Raw genomic sequence first — 18,256 nt, 5'->3', positions numbered from 1 at the left:
ATTTTTGAATTCTAAGATCTAAATATTACACTTTCCTTATTAAACATATGTCTTGCTAAAATAATAGCTACTATAGTATACACTATGGACCATCCTATTGTTATTCCTATATGACCATAATTGTAAATTCCACTTGTAAGTTCCTTAACCACTGAGCTTACACTAAGTAGTGGTATGTTGAAATAAAGAAAAGGTATGTTTTTTGCATCCATATACATAGTTCCATAAGCAGCGAATATAGGAACAATTGAAAATGGTGTCAAATAAGTTTGGGCTTCCTTGAAAGAACGAGCATATACACTTACCGCTAGTTCAAGTGCACCAAAAAACATTGTTGTTATTATTGATATTACTCCAATTAAGGCAATTGCTTTGTACCCTAGAGCAATTGCTGTACTTCCATTTCCGAACATCCCACCAGGAATTTTCATGGAAACTAGAATACCAATCATAGAACATACTGATACTATAAAGCCCATTATTGTTATTGCATAAAGTTTTCCTGTTAATATATAATGCCTTCCAGCTTTTGTTGTTAAAAGTGGTTCAAGTGTTCCACGTTCCTTCTCACCCGCCCCTAGGTCTGTGGCTGCTGCAATAGTACCTGTAGCACTGTAAAGTAGCACAAATATAGGAATAAGCATTCCTAATATTATCTGACCTTCTGCATTTTCTTCCTTTTGAAAACTTGTTTTAGCAACTGTTATAGGTGTTAATATCTTTATATCAATATTCCTTTTTGTTAATCTATTTCCTACTATCTCCTTGCTTAACTCATCTATTATAACAGTTACCTTGCTGAGTGCAATCGATGATTTTTGACTTGTATTATCGTAAAAGATCTTTATACCAGAATTATTACCTTTTGAAATAAATGCTTCAAAATCCTTTGGTATTTCGATGGACAATAGTGCCTTTCCATCCTTTACTGCTCCTTGTCCATCAGTGCCACTTATAAATTTTATAGACTTATCTTTTTTTAATATTTTACCAAGGCTACTACTGCCCTTATCCACCATTACAATCTTGGTATTTTGATTAACATCATCCTTAGCACTATTCATAGTCTTTCCCATAATAAAACTAAGTATTGGCATTAACAAAAGAGGAATAAGTAAACTAACTATTATTGTCTTTTTATCTCTTAGCATATCCTTAAGTTCTTTTAGTAATATTACACTAACTAATTTATTCATGATTACCTCCAATAAGATTAACAAAAACATCTTCCATATCTTCATTATTATATTTAGCCTTAAGATCGCTTATTGTTCCATGTTCCACAACTTTTCCCTTATGTATTATTACAACTCTATCACAAAGCTTTTCAATCTCTGTCATGCTATGACTTGAAAAAACTATAGCCTTGCCTTCTGACTTACATTTAAATATAAAATCTTGAATAAGTCTTGTGGCAGAAACATCAAGGCCAGTACTTGGTTCATCAAATAACATAACGGAAGGCTTATGAACAATACTTCTTGCAATCGCTACCTTTTGTTTCATACCTCTTGAGAATTTACCTACCCTTTTATCTATAAATTCACTCATTTCAAGTTCTCGTTTAAGTTCTTCTATGCTTTTCTTGGCATCGCCTTCGCTCATCCCATTCAATTGGGCAAAATACATTATATTCTCTCTTGCTGTAAGCCTGTCATATAGACCAACTTCTCCACCAAATAAAATTCCAATTTCTCCTCTAATGCTTTCAGGCTCCTTCACTAAATCATGCCCTGCAATCTTTCCTTCACCCTCTGTTACCTTAAGCATAGTTGCAAGCATTCTCATTATAGTTGTTTTTCCAGCTCCATTTTCTCCGATAAGACCTAATATTTCTCCCCCATTAACAACAAACGAAACTCCTTCCACCGCAGTAAAATTTTTAAACTTTTTAGTAAGATTTTTTACCTCTAACAATTTAATTCCCCCTCCTGTAAAATATTGTTAATATACTTTTGTTCTTCATTTATTTTCATATTAGGAATCTTAGTCCTATGATTTTATAATAGCACGTGTATTTCTTGTAAGGCATGCCTGTTTAGCAACAACTCATATATATTAACTTTAACCAATAAAAAGATACAATACAACCATAATATCCTTAAACGTATCTTTTTTATCATAAACGGAATAATTAAAAAATTATATAAAATAATGTGAGAATAAGCTTTTGTGTTTCTTTTTTATACTTGTTTATTTAAAGCATATTTAAATGTAAAATTTAAAAGGATTTGACAATATTATGTCGAATATATATATACAGTTTTGTAAATTTATAAAATTATAAGGGGAGTGATTAAAATCAAAACTATAAGGGGCTTTAAATTTAAAATCTCAATTATTATCGTAATTATTATTATAATACCACTTATTATATCTACTTTAATTATTGGAGTAAAAAATTCAAGTATTATGAAGAAAAGTGCTTATACTCAACAAATGGACAAGGCAAATGCTGTTGAAAAAGAAATAAAATTAACACTAAATGATATTCAAAGTTTGATGACTGGTCTAGTCGCTACAGATGAAGTCCAATCTATGGATTTCAACAAACTTGATAGTATCTGTAAAACATTTAGAACGCAATTCCCAATGATTTTAGATTTTACAGCATTAGATCCAAAAGGTATGATGTTTTATAGTTCTATGGGAAAGAATAATCTAGCAGATAGATCTAATAGAGATTATTATAAAATGGGAATGAAGGGTGAATCTGGTTTTTCTAATGTATTGATATCTGGTACTACAAAGAAACCAATAATAATATGTTTTACTCCTATTTTGAAAAACGGAAAAGTTGTAGGTGTATTAGCTGCTAACCTTTCACTAGATGTTTTTAGTGATTTAGTAACAAAAGAAAGTTATGGAAAATCAGGACAAGTTTATTTAGTTGATGGATCTGGAAAAGCAATTGGCCATAGTAATAAGAAACTGGCCGACCAACTTACGGATTTAACAAAGCTTAGCCCTGTAGCTAAAGTTATAAAAAAACAAACTGGTCAAATCGAATACGCAAGTAACGATGTTGCTAAACTATCTACCTATAAATTTATTGATAAGATTAATTGGGGTGTAATAGTTGAAGTAAATTCCAGTGAGGCCTTTAATGAATTAAATTTGATTATAATGATTATGCTGGTTATTATTGCAGGTGCATTATTGTTATCTTTAATTATAGCGAATTTCCTTTCCATTTATATTACAACTCCACTTAAAAACATAACGGAGAAAATTTCGCTTGCGTCAGAAGGTCATCTAGCTAAGTCTACATTACAAGGAAATATTTTAGAAAGGAAAGACGAGTTCGGTCAAATTTCTAATAAGTTTAATTATATGATAGGTAGTATTGGTGATTTAGTTAGAGAAATAAAAAATTCTTCTGGAACTCTATTAGATTCATCTAACTCCCTTACTGACATAACTAAGCAGACTGCACTTGCTTCAGAGGAAGTTGCCAAAGCTATTGAAGACATAGCTATAACCGCTACGGAGCAAGCTAAAGATACTGAAAGCAGTGTAAGTGAAATTTCTAGTATAACTCAAGATATTGAACATGTTTCTGTAGCTGCTAGTGAAATGAAGGACATTTCTAACCACACTGTTGAAATCACTACAAAAGGTAGGTCGGTAGTTAAATTACTTTCAGATAAAAATAATGAGAATAATAAGGCTAACAAAGATGTAAGTGAAGTAATTCAGAGAGTTGATGAAAGCTCCCAGAAGATAGGTGTAATAATAGAAACAATAGATAATATAGCTAAACAGACTAACTTACTAGCACTAAATGCTGCTATAGAGGCTGCAAGAGCCGGAGAAAGTGGTAGAGGCTTTGCAGTTGTAGCTGATGAAGTTCGTAAATTGGCGGAACAATCTTCTGGCGCCACTCATCAGATTGGAACCTTGATAACCGAAGTTCAAACCAACGCAAAATTTGCTGTAACAGTTATGGAAAATACTCAAATCATAGTTGAAGAGCAAAATGAGGCTGTATATCAAACCGGAGAACAATTTAAAGATATATCTGAATCTTTTAAAGCGTTAATGGATAAGATGAATGAGATAAGTAAATTTAGTGAGAATATGACAAATAAAAAAGAAGCTATAGTTGCTAATATAACTAATATCTCTGCAGCTGCCGAAGAAACTTGCGCAGCTACAGAAGAAGTTTCAGCTGTTACTGCTGAACAATTATTAGCAATAAATAAGGCAGAATCTCATGCAGAAGATTTGAAACAATTGGTGAATAAACTAGAAAACGCAGTTGACAAATTTAAAGTCTAATATAATAAAACATCTAAGAAAACATATCATAATTTATATCTAAAAGGTAAAGACCAGAGGTAGTGATTTATCATTTCCTCTGGTCTTTACCTTTTATTTTAACTTTTATATACTCTTCTTCATTAAAAAGCGAGACGTAGGCACTTTTGCTCTTGAAGATTGACTCACTTTTTATTTAGATATATAATATAACAGTTAGCTTTCTAATTATTATATCTCTAATCAAAAGGAGGGACTAAACATGAACAAAGAGCTGCATTACATTTTACGGCTTTGTCACACACTTTGTAACAAAAAAATTTTGTTACAAACAAGTACCTTAGGATTGTCCCCAGGTCAACCAAAAATTTTGGAATTTCTAGAATATCACAATGGCTGCGAGCAAAAGGAAATTGCCAAAGCTTGTGAAATAGAGCCAGCAACGGTCACTAATTTATTAGCCAGAATGGAGAAGGCTCATCTGATTGAACGAAAACAGCTAAATGGTAATCGACGTTCTTTACATGTTTCTTTAACAAATGAAGGAGAAATAGTAACCAAACAAGTTTTAAAAATTTTTGAAGAAGTGAGAAAGAAAGCCTTTGAAGGTTTTACAGTTGAGCAGCAAGAAGGAACGCTTCGTCTACTAACAAAGATGTTTGATAATTTATCTGATTAGAAACAAAACAATAAAAAAAGTGAAGGAGAGTGAACTTTAAAATGTCAATTCGTGAGATAGTGAAACGTTATTTATTTTTTATTTTAGGGTTATTCATGATGGCGGTGGGTGTTGTGTTATCCACCAGGTCAAATTTAGGAACGTCTCCGATTTCATGTGTGCCATACGTGTTGAGTTTGGGATTGCCTATGACCATTGGGCAATTTACTTTCTTAATGAATTTATTATTTATTATTTTTCAAATTTTATTATTAAGAAAACAATTTAAGTCAATCCAGCTACTTCAAGTTGTGGTAGCTTTTTTATTTGCCTATTTTACCGATTTTACTATGGGATTGTTATCATGGGTAAATGTGACCAGTTATCCTGCTCAAGTAGGACTATTTGTACTTAGTTGTTTAATTCTTGCTCTTGGAGTCAGTATGGAAGTAACTGCCGATGTTGTCATGATGGCTGGTGAAGGGGTAGTTAGCGCCATCTCAATAGTTACGAAGAAGGAATTTGGAAAATTAAAAGTAGCTTTCGATGTTACACTTGTAATTTGTGGTTTTCTTTTTTCTTTTATTCTTTTTCATCGACTAAATGGAATAAGAGAAGGAACAGTTTTAGCTGCTTTATTAGTTGGAACCCTTGTTCGTTTAATTAACAAGCGTTTAAGTTTTATGGATGCTGTATTTAAAGGTAACTCGATAACTGTGAATACGAGTCAAGTTTTAACAACTGCTCAAGAAATTCATCCACTAGTAGTGACAATTAGTCGTGAATATGGTAGTGGAGGGCGAGATATTGGTAAAAAAATAGCAGCTGATTTAGGTATTTCTTTCTACGACACGCAATTATTAAAAACAGCTGCCGAAGAAACAGGTCTTTCTGAAAAATTCATTGCAGAAAATGATCAATTTGTTCCAAATTTGTTGTTAAATCAGTTATTATCTCAAGGATACGCCTTTTCTAAAAAGGAGAAAGATCCTCTAAATGCTATCTATGAATCAGAAAAGAGAGCTATTATGAAACTTGCAAATACCGAATCTTGTGTAATTATGGAACATTGTTCCGATTCCATTTTAGCTGATTTCAAAGGGAGCTTCCATGTATTTATTCATGCAGATAAAGCAAATAGAATGAAGCGTATTCAATATGAATATGGAATATCAGAGGAAAATGTCGAAGAAACGCTACACAAAACTGATAGGGCAAGAGAAACCTATTATCAAATCTATGCGGAACGTAAATGGGGACGTATTAAGAACTATGATTTGACGGTTAATAGTGCGGTTTTTGGACTAGATAAAACTACTGAATTAATTGAAGAAGCCATTAAAGGAAAAGAAGCTAATAAATAATAGATATTTAATAAAAGAAATACAAAATGCAATAAAAAAATAAGGTTATATTCCTAAAAATATGATTTAGGAATATAACCTTATTATTTTAATCCTGAACTACCTTATGGAATTACATATTTTCTAGCACATTATATCTATTTAAAATTAATTGCCATATTGTAAATATAGCAGTCTGTAATTTTATTAACGTGCTTACTGGATATTCGTGTGTTCCCAAAAATACTAAATACATTTCCTTAAAATCAGGTGAAAATGTATTTTCAAGTTTTCTATACTCTTCTTCATTAAAATTATACTTAAGATTAATAGAATATAAATTTCTTATATAATTTACTTTCATAACTGTTTTAAATATATCAATTGGAAGCAACCCTAATGAAAATACTGATTTTGCCAATTGATCAAATGTCAACTTATCACAGTCTAAAATATCTGGATTCTTAAGGTGCTTCTTCAGTCTTTCTCTCAACGCATATTCTATATAAAGATTTCCCTTTAATATAATCTGCATTGGGCTTTCAGAATTTATATCTAAGTGAAATTTTTCTAATTTATTTTTAAATTCTGACACGTTGCCATCCAATTTTTTCAATTCAGTTTTATTCATTTCTTTCATTAATGATTCCCCCTCATATAATTTTTTTATTTATCTATATTCTAATTATAACATATTTGTTATAATTATTACTATAATGTTGTGACTCAGGGTTTATTCTATTATTGAAAATACACAATATAGGACTAAATTTCTTGATATAACGTTTTCTAAAATAATATTTACAATTTATTCACACCTTTATTGTAAATATGCCTTATAATGACATAGGACATATTTAATGGATTACTTTTATGCTAATAATTGTCAAAAAACATGTGTAATTTGGGTAATTTTTATGATTTGTATGATTAATGTGTAATCATTATGTAATTATTATGTTATGTAACAAAATGATAAAATGGATTTTAAAGTATAGGGGGACAAGACGTATGGATTTTATTAATACAATCGAAAATTATTGTACTACTAATAAAGTAGCTCATATTTATAAAAATAGTAATTTAACTTATAGCGAACTTAAAACAAAATCGGATTCACTTGCTGTAAATCTCATAAATTTATTCGGCAAAGACAAAACGCCTATAATAGTTTATGGACATAAGGATCATTTAATGCTTATAAGCTTTTTAGCTTGCGCTAAAAGTGGACATCCATATATTCCATTAGATATCTCGACTCCACTTACAAGACTTAAGGATATTTTAATTATTTCTGGTGCTAAATTAATTATAAATACATCAGATGACTTATCTGATCTTCCTGCAAATATAGTACTAAATAAGATTGATTTAGAAAAAAGGCTATTGCAATATGAAAATAAAATACCCAATATAAGTTATAGGCTTAAGGGTGAAGATATTTATTACATAATCTATACTTCAGGAAGCACTGGCAAACCAAAGGGAGTTCAGATAACAAAAAATTGCATTCAAAGTTTCATTGATTGGAGTATAACTCTAATCAATGAGAATGATAAAATATTCATGAATCAAGCGCCTTTTTCTTTTGATTTATCTGTAATGGACACTTACTTATCATTGGTTTCTGGTTCAATACTATATAGTATTGATAAAGATATGATAGCTAATTTACCTGAACTTTTTGTAAATTTTAAATCTTCCGGGATTACAACCTGGGTCTCTACTCCATCTTTCGCAGAAATGTCTTTACAAAGTGAACAGTTTAATGAAAAATTATTGCCTAAATTGAACCAAATGTTATTTTGTGGAGAAACTCTTTCCAAGGAATGCGTAAAAAAATTATTTGAAAGATTCCCTACAATTAAGATAATAAATTTTTATGGTCCAACAGAGGCAACCGTTGCAGTAACTGCAGTTGAAATAAAAAAAGAAATGCTTTTAAGTAAAGAAACTCTTCCAGTTGGATATGTGAAAAAAGACTGTGAAATAATCATAGAAGAAAATACAAATGAAATATTAATATTAGGCGATAGTGTAAGTGTAGGTTACTTTGCTGACCCTACATTAACAGAAAAATTCTTCTTTAAAAGAGAAATTTCTGGTGTAAAAAAAAGAGGATACAGAACAGGAGATATGGGTTATACTGTTAATGGTCTATTATATTATGAGGGTCGAATAGATAATCAAATTAAACTTCATGGTTATAGAGTGGAAATTGAAGATATTGAAAATAATATAAGAAAACTTCCTTTTATAAAAAATGCAGTTGTAGTACCTATTAAAGAAAAAGGCACAATTAAATATTTAGTAACAGCAGTAGTATTAAATGATAAATTTGAAGGAAACATAATTCTAACAGTTAAAAAATTCTTAAGGGACTTATTACCTTCGTATATGATACCGCGTAAAGTAAAGGTAATAAAAGTTTTACCAATGAACGCTAATGGCAAAATAGACAGAAAAAAGATAATGGAGGAATTTTAGATGACTCCTTATGGAGATTTTTTATATTTCTATTTAATGATCTTGGCCTTAATCCCGGCGATTATTGTTGGTTTACTTGGCAAAAGGATAAAGTGGTACGGGCTACCCGCAAGCTTACTTATGATTTACTTGATTTTTGGTAAGTCAAAACAACAAGCTGAATACTTAATTTTATTTTTTATAATGGAATTTTTATTAATTATATTTTACAGCTTTATTGTAAAAAAGTTTAAACAAAGATGGTTACTTTGGATAATGATAGTAATAGGTCTATCACCATTACTATACTCCAAACTGGGCAATATATTTATACACGAAGAACTTGGATTTTTAGGAATTTCTTATTTGACTTTTAAAATTATTCAGATATTAATACAAATTTATGACGGGTATATTACTAAAATAAATGTGTTTGATTTAGCCTATTTTATATTGTTTTTTCCAACCTTAAGTTCTGGTCCTATTGACCGTTCAATTAGATTTACGGAGGAAAGCAACAAGGTTATAACCTCCAGACAATATGTTGAATATTTAGGCGATGGAATATTTAAGATTTTACAAGGAGTAGGATATAAATTTCTGATAGGATTTTATATACAAACGCATTTTATTAACGTAATCTTATTAAGACCGCACACATTATTAAATACGATTACATATATGTATTCTTATAGTTTTTATCTGTTTTTTGATTTTGCCGGTTACAGTTTAATCGCAATAGGTGTAAGTTACATAATGGGAATAAAAACACCTGATAACTTTAATCTTCCATTTATAAGTAAAGATATAAAAGAATTTTGGAACAGGTGGCACATGAGCTTATCTTTTTGGTTTAGAGATTTTATTTATAATAGATTCGTAATGACTGCCATTAAGAAAAAGTGGTTCAAGAGTAGATATACAGCCTCCTATATTGGTTTCATGATAAACATGATAACCATGGGGCTATGGCATGGAATTCAACTTAATTATATTGTTTACGGTGCCTTTCATGGTGTTTTAATTATAGTTACAGATTATTTTCAGAGAAAATCATTCTACAAAAAACACAAGAAAAAAGTTTATTTTAAAATTGCTTCAACTTTTTTAACTTTTAATTTAGTATGTTTTAGCTTTTTAATATTTTCAGGATTTTTATTTAAATAAAAGGAGGCATTTATATGGAAGATACAATTTATAATATACTAGAAGAAATTACTGGCGAGGATTTACGTGAAGAGAGTAATGAGAACTTATTTGACAGCGGGAGATTAGATTCATTAGGAATAATTGAACTTATTGTAGCTATAGAGGATAACTTTAACATTAAACTTGATCCTGCTATTGTTGGAAGAAATGATATAGAGACACCAAATAAACTAATTGAATACCTTAAAGCTCTCTCTAATAGTAAAATAGAATGAAAAAGGTGATAACTTTTATTTGTTCTATTATTATCTGTTTTGGTTTTTTATTTATTTATCAAAGCCATTACGAAGGTCTTATTTCAAAAAAATATTATAACAAGTTTGGAGAGAATTTAACTGAGCATAAATTTAAAAGTCCAATACTTCAAAGCATGGGGGCAAGGCAGCATGATAATCTTTTGATGTTCGGCTCTTCTGAACTTGAACACACTATTGGATATTATACTCAACCCATTAAATTTTTTAATGGTAAAAAAGATGGTTTTCAAATTAATCTTATAGGAAGAGCAGGGTATAAATCCTTAGTACATGCTGCTGATTTTGGAGCACTAGGCAATGAACTTAAGGGACAAAAGGTAGTTTTCGTACTTTCCCCACAATGGTTTGTAAAAAAAGGTATTGATGAAAATACTTTTGAGGCCAATTCATCTGAACTACAGGTATATGGATTTTTGTTTAATAAGAATATCAGTTTAACTACAAAACAAGATTTTTCTAAAAGAATAGTGTTGATTTCTGGTAAAAAGGTCAATAAGCACTTTGCTCTTATGCGAGAATACTGTTCCCTTTATAGCAATAAGGACTTATTAAGTACCTCTAAAAGGTACTTAATGACCCCCTATTACTGGCTAAGATATGAATTATTAGTTTTAAAAGATGAAATAAATAGCAATAAATATCTTAAGTCCGACCCTAAACTTGTAAATGGTTTAGAACCACCACATACAATTACTAACTGGAACACAGAATTAGAAAAAGCTTCAAAAATTGCTAAGTCAAGGTCTACTAATAATAAGTTTGGTATTGACAATAGGGTATATGATCATTCATTTAAAAAGAACCCTGAAACAACAAAGATATCTACTAATAACACTTTATGTATAAGCTCTCCAGAATATGAGGATTTCAAATTGCTGTTGGACGTTTGCAAGGAAGAAGGAATTAAACCATTATTTTTAAATATTCCTGTAAATGGCAAGTGGTATGACTATGTTGGATATAATAAAAATGATAGGTTAGCTTATTATAAAAAGATAAATAATATGGTTAGTTCTTATGGATTTGAAGTTGCTGATTTTTCAAAATATGAAAATGAAAATTACTTTCTAATGGATAGTGCACACATAGGCTGGAAAGGTTGGGTATATGTTAATGAAGCTATTGATAAATATTATAACAAAGATAAAAACTAATATGATTTTTATGATAATTATTTATACCACTGTCATATTAGGTTGCAGTTATTTGTTTTTATTTCAGTCAGATGTGAAAATCACTTATATATATAATCAATTTTAAATAAAATATTACAAAAATCCCCCAATTGTAGGATACTAAACCTATGATTGAGGGATTTATTATGCCCAAAAATCGGGAAGACAATGCGACCCAGGAGATAATTTAACTAAGCGTTTTAAATGAATATCCCTTAGATTTTAAATAATCAATAACTTTTGGTAGTGCTTGTACAGTTGTTGCCTTTGTTGAAAGATCATGCATTAAAATAACCACATGTCCCTTTCCCTCAGTGTTCTTTTTAAGATTAGCTAATAACATATCTACTGGTATGTTTTGACCCTCTGCATCCCCCGTTAAGTCGTTCCAATCAATATAATGGTATCCATCACTTTTAAGTGCCACTATAAAAGGTTCCAACTTCTTACCAACTGACCCACCTGGAAATCTTACTAACTTACTATTAAAATCACTACCAAGTATTGATTTTAATGTGGTCTCACATTTATTAACATCACTTAAAAATGTGTTAGTATTAGAGTAAAGATAATTATAATTATGCGAATACGTATGGTTTCCAATAGCTTGACCATCCATTGCTTCTTTTTTTACTAAATCAGGATACTTTATTGCATAACTACCAACTATAAAAAAGGTTGCCTTTATATTATAACTATCTAAAACTTTTAAAATTCCTGGGGTAGTCTTATCACAAGGCCCATCATCAAAAGTTAGATAGGCTATTTTATGTCCATCTGAATTATAAACATTTGTACTTGAAGAATCCGAATTTAATTCTTTATTAATAGATTTAACTTCTCTTGCATTCATATTTACATCAGTTCGCGGTTGTGGTAGTGTAACTTTTGTTGTGTTAACATTATTAACTACCTGTTTCTTAGAAGTTACTTTACTACCAATATAAAATATTAAACACAAAAGTATAATAAATACTGATATTACTAAAATAAATCTTTCCTTTTTAATAATTACTATTTTTCTCTTACTTTTAAGTTTCATCATAATTTATCACACCATTCATATTATAATTTAAATTCTAAATGACTCTCCTTTCAAATTATTTGATACGTTAAATACCTAGACCTTTATCGTTATATTATTTCAGAATGTATTGTAGGTTTGGTTTTTAAACATTAATTTTACCATTACTTAATAATAATACTCAACTACTAATATTGTCAAGATTTTTACAAATAATATAAATTAATCAATAAATTCTTATATTAATACAAATTATAAATTTTTATACAATGTTATATCATTATTTTAAGAACGTAAAAATAACTACTTTTCAATAATTATTATCGAAAAGTAGTTATCAAGCGGAGGATATTTTAATATATCTTTTGAATATTTAAATTTTTTATTGTAATATAAAATCCTTATCTTCTAGATCGCTATAATAAGAACTTGTTATTGAATAATCTGTAATTGGATTAGTTCCTAGATATAGCGCATTTAATTTAGTAAACCCCTTTAAACTATTTATATTATTTATTTTATTATCAGATAAATCCAATACAGTTAAATTGGTAAGTCTCTTTAAGGCATCAATATTGTTGATTTTATTACCCCATAAGTCTAATACAGTCAACCTAGTAAGCCCATTTAAACTATCTATATTGTCGATTTTATTATTCCATAAATATAATGTTGTTAAATTAGTGAGCTTTTTTAAAGCATTAATGTTTTCGATTTTATTATTATATAAATCTAAAACATTTAACTTAGTAAGTCCCTTTAAATCATCTATATTTTCTATTTTATTATTATATAAATATAACAAAGTTAATTCGGTTAAATTTTGAATACCTGAAAGGTTACTTATGTTTGTGTTAGAAGCCTTTAACTCTTTTATCTTAACGACATCACCTTTTAAAATGTCTCCATCGTATTTCTTAATAGCACCTCTAACTACCTTTTCCAAATTTTTATCAGGGAATATAATAACATCTTTATCTCTAGCTGCCTTGTCCAAATTCCTATTATGATTTGTACCGATCAAATTGTTTTGTTGTACTGGTTTACTTTCTATATTATCATTATTTAAAACTTTGAGTTTACCTTTAACAACTACTGAACTTATTATCAAGAAAATTAAAACAGCAATTGTTATTTTATTAAAAATAATTTTTTTAAAGATTAAGATGTAATTTTTAGAATTATTGATTTTGTCTTCTGAATCATCATTTAACGTTTGTAAATTTTTTATGTCTTCGTTAGTACCACAACTAGGACATACTTTACCATCTTCAGATAATATCTCTCCACACTGCTTACAATTCATATAATTAGCTCCTTCTAAATAATTTATTGAATTTGAAACTTTTTTAATCATTGAAATTTATTTTTAATGTTTTGAATTTTATATTCACCGTTAATTCAATTACATAATATACCAATTCTATGTATTCCATTATATTCCTTTTTTTATTTTCAATTTTAATAAATTTCACAATGGAAGTCTCACATAAATTCAGAAAAAAAATATAACATCCATATCTTCTTAAAGATATGGATGTTATATTGGTTCAAAAAATAATCTAACCTTTCATATATTATTAAATCCTGCAATTTATTTTACACTAATTATTTTTGTTATAATATTTATCAATTGCTTCGTTAACATGAATCCACCCCTTCCATCCTATATGAGAATCATCCATTAAAAAATGTTCTTCATTTTCATAGTTTGAAAAATCAGCAACTTCAAAACCATAAGAACTAACCATATTATCTATCTTCTTATAATAAGCCAGTCTATCACTTTTATTAAATCCAGCATAGTCATACCACTTTCCATTTACAGGAATATTTAAAAATAATGGTTTAATTCCTTCTTCCGTGCAAACATCTAACAGCAATTTAAAATCCTCATATTCTGGTGATACCTTATAAGAGTCATTCTTCATAGATCCCTTTGTTTTTTGAAGGTTTTTTTTAAATGAATTGTTATACGCAATGTTATCCATTCCAAATTTATTATTATTAGACTTTGATTTAGCAATGCTCGAAGCTTTTTTTAACTCGTCATTCCAATTAATATTTGTACGCAAAGGCTTAATATATTTTGTAAGTTTAGAATTAGACTTAAGATATTTATTGCTAGATATGTCATCTTGCAAAACTAACAATTCATATCTTATCCAGTAGTAGGGTGTCAATAAGTACCTCTTAGATGTACTCATTAAGTCCTTATTACTATAAAGAGAGCAATATCTCCTAATAATATCAAAGTTTTTATTGGTTTTCGAGTAATGAATTGACATTATTCTTTTAGAAAACTTTTGTTTTGTAGCTAAGCTTATTTTCCTATTAAACAAAAATCCATATATCTGTAGTTCAGAAGAATTAGCTTCAATATCCTTTCCACTAACCCCTCCCTTTAAAAACCATTGTGGAGACACTACAAAAACCACCTTTTGATCCTTAAGTTCAGTGCCTAATGCTCCAAAATTAGCAACATGTATTAAGCAGGTATAACCTCCTTTTCCAATAAGATTTATTTGAAAACCATCTTTTTTGCCATTGAAAAATTTAATGGGTTGAGTATAGTATCCGATGGTGTGAACAAATTCAGAGGACCCAAACATTAAAAGATTATCGTTTTGCCTTGCTCCCATGCTTTGAAGTATCGGACTTTTAAATTTTTGTACTGTTAAATTTTCTCCAAACTCATCATAATATTTTTTTGAAATAAGACCTTCATAATAACTTTGAGTACAAAATAATAGGCCACCACTTATAATAGTGACAATAAAAATACAGCAAACAAAAACTCTGAGCTTCCTCATCATATTTCACATTTAGAGAGAATTTGAACGAATTCAATAATTATGTTAGGAGTTTCTATTTGTTTTCTTCCCATAACCATAGGATCAAGTTTAAGATTAAAATTATTTTCTATTGTTTCTTCGAGTATACTATAAATTAATTCATTCATATAAATCCCCCCTTAAATTTGAATAAATATCCTTAAAATATATATGTAATACCACGAACCGAAAAAATTTTAAATATATTATTTTTGCTCTTAGTTTAATTTAAAACGAACTATCTTGTGTCTCAATGTATCCCAATTGTAATTTAAACTCAAACCTTTAGCATCCTTTACTGTTAGAAACGTCAGAGTTCCTGTAAACTCACCTTTAGGCGCTAGATTACCACCCTTAAATATGTGGTTATTAGCCATCATTGTTACTATGGGATCACTAATTTTCCCTTTATCATCTTGCATCTGAAAATCATCACCATAGCTTCTATTCCTGTTACTTTCATTTTTAACTGTTATGGTCACAATTAGATATTCTAATCCTGCATCTGGCCTATTTGCTTTATTTCCATTTGCTGTATGTATTTTATCAATTTTCAGAGATATATCATTAATTTTTACTGTATCCCCCACCTTGTAAAAGTCTTTAGCAGTTGGTACTAATACGCTCGCTACGTGTGTGCTCTCGCTCTTTTTAATTCTGTTTGATCCTATTATATTATCCATAGTAAACCCTCCAGCAATTACAACTATAGCTACTACGCTGGAAATTATTATACAATTATTCTTGTTCATTAATATCTCCTTTAAATTTACTTATTTTAAGTTATTTTTCCACTTCTAGGATATCTGTTAATCCTGAAACCATTTGTACAACATTATATGAACCTTTATTGCTAAGTATAATGAATACATAGTCTTTATTAATGTTTTTCCCTATATATGATGAATAGCCTGATAGAGTTCCATTATGCCAAACCATTTTATCTTCCATAGCATTTTTACTAATAATCAATCCATATCCATATCCATAAGTGTTTAATAATGGTGTAAGCATTTCATCTAATGACTCTTTACTAATTAATTTCCCTTCAAATAATTCATTTTCCCATGTATATAAATCATTAACCGTTGAATAAATGCCTCCAGCAGAGTATAATGTTGAGTTTTCTTCATTCGATGCTGGTATATATTTGCCTGGATTTCCAGACAGAGCATACCCTATTGCTTTATTCTTTATACTCATTTTATTGCTTAAAAATCCGGTATTATTTAATTTTAAAGGTTTAAATATATTCTTTTCTAAATACTGTTCATATTTCATACCTGACACCTTTTCTATTATATATCCAAGTAATATATAATTTGAACTACTGTACTCATACTTTGTTCCAGTTTCAAACTTGCGTGGTTCATTTTTAAAAAGTTCAATAATTTCCAATGGTGTATAGGTAAGTTTTGCTTTTTCCGAAGGTTGACTATAATCAATAATTCCTGAGGTTTGACTGAGAAGATTATATATTTTTATTTTTTTTCCCTCTGGATAGTTAGGAATATATTTATCAACTGTGTCTTGGATACTTAAAAGGTTCTTTTCTTGTAACATTAAAATTGCTGTAGCCGTAAATTGTTTTGTTATGGATGCAATATCAAAAACTGTTTTTGATTTATTCATAATTTCATTATTATAATCTGCCATTCCATACCCTTTATCTAATATAATCTTATTATCCTTCGCAACAATAACCGTACCGCTAAATTTATCTTTTGGAGAATAATCATCTATATATTTAGACATTTTAGCTTTAATATCACTATTCCTTATTTTCCCACTCTTCATTAGCGGACTTGTATCACTTACACATCCTATTAATAATATCATAAATATAAATAGTAAAACTACTGCTTTTAGTATAATTTTCTTTACCATAACTATATTCCTCCAAATTATTAACAGGAAAAATTCTTAATCATCAATCACCTATTTACATATTTCAATTATATATTGGAATATTCCATTATTTAACTTAAAATAATATACTCTTAGTTTAATTGAAAGGTGTTTTAACTAAATTCCCATCACTTAATGATGCAACTCCAGAACTATATGATTGAAGGAATGTACCTTTATATGTTGTTTCTTTATTTGTTTGGATTTCTGTTACCACAGATTTAATCTTATCATTTTTATAAACCTTACCACTACCAGTGACAAACAAGTTATCTTTACTTACTGCTGTACTTAATGGAAGTGACTTCCATTCACCACCCAATTTACCATAATATATCTTATCGATTTTATTACTCCTATCAACATTTCCAACATAAACCTGATCATTATTATCTATTGCGAGTAAACATGATTTTGTAGATCCACTAAAGTTCAAGGCATGGTCTGGCCCAGTTGCATAAACCTTGTTATTGGTTAAATTTTCGTACACCATCTTATCTTCATGAGGTATCACTCCAATATTTCCTACATATTGAGATTTAGTAACAATTTTTTTTCTTGATTTCATTATATTTAGCCAATATATAGAATAATTCTTATAACCATTTTTCACCTTTATATAAAATACCATTGTTAAAGTTGATGCTTCAATATCTTTTACAACTGAACCTGAACTAACCATTAAAATATCAGATACCTTATCCTTTTGTGATTTAGTAGCATCATAATATGACAATGAAAGGTTTCTATTTTGAGTTTCTACAACTAGCATTCTGTTTCTATCCGGAAGCCATTTACAAAATGATATTTTAACTCCATTAGAAGAGGATACATTAACGCTCTTACTTGTTATAGTATTAACAACATATAGCTGATTATTCAAATAATATGAAATATATCCTGCATCATAAGAAACATTTATAGTGGTGGCGTCACTTGGTACTTTGAAGGTTGAAACAGACGTTTTCTTACTTTCCGCTGAGTCTCCTACCTTTTGAGATTTCAAAGCAGAATTTGAAGTTAAAAAGTAATTATTCAAATAGAAAAGTCCCCCACTTTGTACGATTAATGAAATGATTATTAATATTATCATTTTTTTAAATACTTTTTTCATAGTTACTC

17 protein-coding genes are annotated in these 18,256 nt (G+C 29.1%); 7 read left to right on the top strand and 10 right to left on the bottom strand.

The features are described 5' to 3' along the window. Positions 1-11: 11 nt before the first annotated feature. Both A7L45_RS09380 and A7L45_RS09375 read right to left on the bottom strand, forming a co-directional pair. The gene (locus tag A7L45_RS09380) at positions 12-1,196 is read right to left on the bottom strand and encodes an ABC transporter permease (RefSeq protein ID WP_071612534.1); all 1,185 of its coding nucleotides are present in this window, start codon (positions 1,194-1,196) and stop codon (positions 12-14) included. Further along, positions 1,189-1,917, bottom strand: a complete 729-nt coding sequence (locus A7L45_RS09375; protein WP_071612533.1) for an ABC transporter ATP-binding protein — start codon at positions 1,915-1,917, stop codon at positions 1,189-1,191. The genes A7L45_RS09380 and A7L45_RS09375 overlap by 8 nt, the downstream gene beginning before the upstream one ends. 375 nt (positions 1,918-2,292) lie before the next feature. Here A7L45_RS09375 and A7L45_RS09370 point away from each other — a divergent pair, with 375 nt between their 5' ends. The 3 genes from A7L45_RS09370 to A7L45_RS09360 all read left to right on the top strand — a co-directional run bounded on the left by A7L45_RS09370 (position 2,293) and on the right by A7L45_RS09360 (position 6,282). Continuing rightward, positions 2,293-4,281 (top strand): methyl-accepting chemotaxis protein, encoded by a 1,989-nt coding sequence (locus A7L45_RS09370; protein WP_071612532.1) that lies wholly within the window; start codon positions 2,293-2,295, stop codon positions 4,279-4,281. A 241-nt stretch (positions 4,282-4,522) separates the two neighbouring features. After that, positions 4,523-4,939 carry a MarR family winged helix-turn-helix transcriptional regulator gene (locus tag A7L45_RS09365; protein ID WP_071612531.1) on the top strand — a complete coding sequence of 139 codons (417 nt, stop codon included), beginning with the start codon at positions 4,523-4,525 and terminating at the stop codon, positions 4,937-4,939. A gap of 41 nt (positions 4,940-4,980) precedes the next feature. Next, positions 4,981-6,282 (top strand): cytidylate kinase family protein, encoded by a 1,302-nt coding sequence (locus A7L45_RS09360; protein WP_071612530.1) that lies wholly within the window; start codon positions 4,981-4,983, stop codon positions 6,280-6,282. Positions 6,283-6,394: 112 nt separating this feature from the next. Here A7L45_RS09360 and A7L45_RS09355 read toward each other — a convergent pair whose 3' ends face one another. After that, positions 6,395-6,901, bottom strand: coding sequence for a hypothetical protein (locus tag A7L45_RS09355; protein ID WP_071612529.1), 507 nt, complete (start codon positions 6,899-6,901; stop codon positions 6,395-6,397). 371 nt (positions 6,902-7,272) lie between these two features. Between A7L45_RS09355 and dltA the strand changes: the two genes are divergently transcribed. Genes dltA through dltD (A7L45_RS09335) form a run of 4 tightly spaced genes read left to right on the top strand, consistent with a single transcriptional unit; the run spans position 7,273 to position 11,347 of the window. Further along, positions 7,273-8,748: a D-alanine--poly(phosphoribitol) ligase subunit DltA gene (dltA, locus tag A7L45_RS09350; RefSeq protein WP_071612528.1), complete on the top strand. Its 1,476-nt coding sequence runs from the start codon at positions 7,273-7,275 to the stop codon at positions 8,746-8,748. After that, positions 8,749-9,894 (top strand): D-alanyl-lipoteichoic acid biosynthesis protein DltB, encoded by a 1,146-nt coding sequence (gene dltB / locus A7L45_RS09345; protein WP_071612527.1) that lies wholly within the window; start codon positions 8,749-8,751, stop codon positions 9,892-9,894. 14 nt (positions 9,895-9,908) lie between these two features. Further along, the gene (dltC, locus tag A7L45_RS09340) at positions 9,909-10,151 is read left to right on the top strand and encodes a D-alanine--poly(phosphoribitol) ligase subunit DltC (RefSeq protein ID WP_071612526.1); all 243 of its coding nucleotides are present in this window, start codon (positions 9,909-9,911) and stop codon (positions 10,149-10,151) included. Next, a complete protein-coding gene (gene dltD, locus A7L45_RS09335; protein ID WP_071612525.1) occupies positions 10,148-11,347 on the top strand; it encodes a D-alanyl-lipoteichoic acid biosynthesis protein DltD in 1,200 nt (399 codons plus the stop codon). Before dltC ends, dltD (A7L45_RS09335) begins: the two co-directional genes overlap by 4 nt. Positions 11,348-11,555: 208 nt before the next feature. On the opposite strand, the gene A7L45_RS09330 is transcribed toward dltD (A7L45_RS09335), so the two are convergent. The 7 genes from A7L45_RS09330 to A7L45_RS09305 all read right to left on the bottom strand — a co-directional run bounded on the left by A7L45_RS09330 (position 11,556) and on the right by A7L45_RS09305 (position 18,248). Continuing rightward, positions 11,556-12,413, bottom strand: coding sequence for a polysaccharide deacetylase family protein (locus A7L45_RS09330; protein ID WP_071612524.1), 858 nt, complete (start codon positions 12,411-12,413; stop codon positions 11,556-11,558). A gap of 361 nt (positions 12,414-12,774) precedes the next feature. Then, positions 12,775-13,749, bottom strand: a complete 975-nt coding sequence (locus A7L45_RS09325; RefSeq protein WP_084647418.1) for a leucine-rich repeat domain-containing protein — start codon at positions 13,747-13,749, stop codon at positions 12,775-12,777. A 247-nt stretch (positions 13,750-13,996) separates the two neighbouring features. Continuing rightward, on the bottom strand, positions 13,997-15,208 hold the full coding sequence (dltD, locus tag A7L45_RS09320) for a D-alanyl-lipoteichoic acid biosynthesis protein DltD (protein ID WP_084647417.1): 1,212 nt from the start codon (positions 15,206-15,208) through the stop codon (positions 13,997-13,999). Beyond that, the gene (locus A7L45_RS23185; protein WP_169829587.1) at positions 15,205-15,354 is read right to left on the bottom strand and encodes a hypothetical protein; all 150 of its coding nucleotides are present in this window, start codon (positions 15,352-15,354) and stop codon (positions 15,205-15,207) included. The genes dltD (A7L45_RS09320) and A7L45_RS23185 overlap by 4 nt, the downstream gene beginning before the upstream one ends. Before the next feature lie 90 nt (positions 15,355-15,444). After that, positions 15,445-15,978, bottom strand: coding sequence for a DUF4352 domain-containing protein (locus A7L45_RS09315; RefSeq protein WP_071612521.1), 534 nt, complete (start codon positions 15,976-15,978; stop codon positions 15,445-15,447). Positions 15,979-16,009: 31 nt separating this feature from the next. Then, complete coding sequence (locus A7L45_RS09310; protein WP_071612520.1) at positions 16,010-17,113, bottom strand: serine hydrolase domain-containing protein; 1,104 nt, start codon at positions 17,111-17,113, stop codon at positions 16,010-16,012. Between the two features lie 118 nt (positions 17,114-17,231). Next, positions 17,232-18,248: a hypothetical protein gene (locus A7L45_RS09305; protein WP_071612519.1), complete on the bottom strand. Its 1,017-nt coding sequence runs from the start codon at positions 18,246-18,248 to the stop codon at positions 17,232-17,234. Positions 18,249-18,256 lie beyond the last annotated feature (8 nt).

Origin of the sequence: Clostridium estertheticum subsp. estertheticum (assembly GCF_001877035.1) — a bacterium.
Lineage (GTDB): Bacteria > Bacillota > Clostridia > Clostridiales > Clostridiaceae > Clostridium_AD > Clostridium_AD estertheticum.
This window is presented reverse-complemented; position numbering and strand designations above follow the sequence as displayed.